This is a genomic window from Microvirga sp. P4_G7 (genome assembly GCF_056401005.1).
On sequence record NZ_JBFUKD010000415.1, the window covers coordinates 1 to 3,378 of the forward strand.

Below are 3,378 nucleotides of genomic sequence, written 5' to 3' on the forward strand. Positions count from 1 at the left end.
CATGTGATCACCGCCATTGCCTGGATCGGCTCGTCCTTTTACTTCATCCATCTCGACCTGAGTCTGAAGAAGCGCGACGGATTGCCGGAGGGCGTCGGCGGCGAAGCCTGGCAAGTCCATGGCGGCGGCTTCTACAACATGCGCAAGTACCTCGTTGCGCCGGCCGACCTGCCGAAAGAGCTGACCTGGTTCAAGTGGGAGAGCTACGCGACCTGGATCTCGGGATTTTTCCTCCTCGGTTGGGTTTATTACCTGCAAGCCGATCTCTACACGATCAGTCCGGACGTCCGCGTCATGGAGCCCTGGCAGGCCGCTGCGATAGGGATCGGGGGACTGGCAGTCAGTTGGTTCGTGTATGACGGCCTCTGCCGCTCTCCGCTGGGCAAGAACGACATCGCTCTCAGCATCGGACTCTACATCTACATTCTGCTCGCGGCGTACGCCTTCACTCAGGTTTTCAATGGCCGCGCCGCGTTTCTGCATACGGGTGCGATGATCGCGACGTGGATGTCCGCCAGCGTCTTCCTCGTCATCATTCCCAATCAGAAGAAGGTGGTGGCATCGTTGCTTGCCGGGCAGACGCCCGACCCGGCGCTCGGGAAGCAAGCGAAACAGCGCTCGCTGCACAACAATTATCTCACGCTTCCCGTGATCTTCCTGATGTTGTCGAACCATTACCCTCTGGCGTGGTCGTCGCGATTCGGCGTTGCCATCATTGGCCTGATCGTGATCGCAGGTGCGACGGTTCGGCATTTTTACAATGCGCGTCACGCCGGAAAGAAGACACCGTGGTGGACGTGGGGCGTCGMCGCCTATTGCATCGCGCTGGCGATCTGGTTGTCGATCGTCGGCAAGCCGGGCGCCGAGTATGTGACGGAAGCGCCAAAGGTGGTGACACCCGCGATGGTGACGGCATCCTTCGACGGAGCAGTTCTCGCGATTCAATCCCGCTGCTCCATGTGCCACGCGGCGGAACCCGTCTGGCAAGGTGTCTCGACTGCGCCGAAGGGCGTGCATCTCGATACGCCCGAAGCCATCGCGCGGCACGCCAGCGCGATCCGGGTCCAGAGCGTCCTGACGAACGCGATGCCCCCCAACAACATCACCGAGATGACCCTCGATGAGCGCAAGGCCGTCGCCACCTGGCTTGCGCAGCGCGACAGCGCCACCCGCTGAGCCCCGCTCGGCACCCAACCTCAGTAACAAGGAGTTTACCCATGTCCGATCTGACCCTCGAGAGCGCTCAGGCCATTCTCGCCGCGGCCTTGAAATTCTCGCGCGCGCAGCCCTTCAAGCCGTTGTCGATCGCGGTTTACGATGCTCGCGGCGCGTTGAAGGCGGTTGCCTCCGAGGACGGCGTGAGCCTGAAGCGGGCCGAAATCGCCATGGCCAAGGCCTATGGCGCTCTGGCGCTCGGCGTCGGATCACGCGCTATCCACAAGATGGCGGTCGATCGCCCGTACTTCGTGGCGGCCGCCACCCATGTCGTCGGCGGGCAGATGATCCCCGTTCCAGGGGGCGTTCTGGTCAAAGATGCCGCAGGCAAGATCCTAGGCGCTGTCGGCATTTCAGGCGATACATCGGATAACGACGAGAAGGCCGCAGCGGCCGGAATCGAGGCCGCCGGGTACGTTTTCGACGCCGGCGCTTGACGCGAAATAAAATTTCGCGTTCATCACCTGCCTATTTGGAGGGCACCTCTAGACAGGAGATGGCAAGTGAACAACTAATGATATTAGGTCACGCTCAGGGAACGTGGTCAGCGGAAGGTGGATCCGGGTCTGGCGCCAGTCGCCAACCAAGACACTTCGGCCGATCACCCACTTAGGCACTGCCTAACAATATTACACTACACCTTCCAGAAATAGAAAGGGGACGAGTCAAATGTCATCCTGGTTTAAACGCATCGCACTTGCTTCCGTTGCGACCGCTGCGCTGATGGGCGCCGCCTCTGCGGAAGTCGTCTACAACCGCGCCAATTCCGGTGAGCCGGAAACGCTGGACACGCACAAGACCTCGACGGTCCAGGAATCCCACATCCTGCGCGACATGCTCGAAGGCCTTGTCACCTACAACGCAAAGGGTGAGGCCGTGCCCGGCCAAGCCGCCAAATGGGAAATCAGCGACGACGGCAAGACCTATGTCTTCACGCTTCGCGACGGTCTCAAGTGGTCGAACGGCGATCCGGTGAAGGCATCCGACTTCGTGTTCTCGTACCGCCGCATCATGAACCCGGAAACGGGCGCCAAATACGCCAACATCCTTTACCCGATCCTGAACGCTGAAAAGGCGAACAAGGGCCAAGGTAAGGTCGAAGACATCGGCGTCCGCGCCATCGACGACAAGACTCTCGAAATCAAGCTCGAGCAGCCGACGCCCTACTTTGTCGAGCTCTTGACCCACCAGACCAGCCTTCCAGTCCACCCGGGCTCTGTCGAGAAGTTCGGCAAGGATTTCGTGAAGCCGGGCAATCTGGTTTCCAACGGAGCCTACAAGCTCGCCGAATTCGTCCCCAACTCGCACATCAAGCTCGTCAAGAACGACGCCTATTACGACGCGAAGAACGTCAAGATCGACACGGTCATGTACTATCCGACGCCGGATTTCGCGGCGATGGTGCGTCGCTACGAAGCCGGTCAGCTCGACACGACCGACGATATCCCGGCTGACCAGATCAAGTCGCTCAAGGAGCGCTTCAAGGATCAGGTCAGGCTTGGACCGTACCTCGGCACGTGGTTCCTGGTCGTGAATTCGTCCAAGGCTCCGTTCTCCGACGTGAAGGTTCGCCAGGCGCTCTCGATGGGTCTCGACCGCGAGTTCATCGCCGAGCAGATCTGGGGCCAGACCATGCAGCCCGGCTATTCGTTCATGCCTCCGGGCGTCGGCAATTACGGCACCCCGGCCTACATGGACTACAAGGATACGTCGCCGATCGATCGCGAGGAGAAGGCCAAGGCGCTTCTGAAGGAAGCAGGCTTCGGCGCAGGCAAGCCGCTCAAAGTCGAAATCCGCTACAACACGACCGACAACAACCGCAATTCGGTGATCGCGGTCGCCGAACAGTGGAAGCAGATCGGCGTCGAAACGTCGTTCATCAACACCGATGGCAAGACTCACTTCGCTCATCTGCGTGACGGCGGCGACTTCGACGTGGCCCGTTACGGCTGGATCGCCGACTACTCCGATCCGAACAACTTCTTGTTCTTGCTCCAGAGCGACAACAAGGGCTTCAACTACGGCAAGTACAACAACCCGGAATACGATGGCCTCCTGAAGAAGGCAGCCGCCGAGTTGGACCTCAAGAAGCGTGCTGATCTGATGAACAAGGCGGAAGCCCTTCTCATGAAGGACATGCCTTGGATCCCGATCATGTACTAC

General features: G+C 59.9%; 3 protein-coding genes. All 3 read left to right on the forward strand.

The genetic code is table 11. From position 1 onward, the window contains the following. Positions 1-1,176: urate hydroxylase PuuD (locus tag AC1DT3_RS15585; RefSeq protein ID WP_477466156.1), on the forward strand; the 1,176-nt coding region annotated here is incomplete at its 5' end. A 41-nt stretch (positions 1,177-1,217) separates the two neighbouring features. Then, complete coding sequence (locus tag AC1DT3_RS15590) at positions 1,218-1,652, forward strand: GlcG/HbpS family heme-binding protein (RefSeq protein ID WP_477466157.1); 435 nt, start codon at positions 1,218-1,220, stop codon at positions 1,650-1,652. A gap of 232 nt (positions 1,653-1,884) precedes the next feature. Continuing rightward, positions 1,885-3,378 (forward strand): peptide ABC transporter substrate-binding protein (locus AC1DT3_RS15595; protein WP_477466158.1); only part of this gene is annotated, 1,494 nt, incomplete at its 3' end.

Coding starts and splice junctions, on each gene's coding strand:
- AC1DT3_RS15590 (WP_477466157.1), top strand. CDS start 1,218: ATGTCCGATCTGACCCTCGAGAGCGCTCAGGCCATTCTCGCCGCGGCC.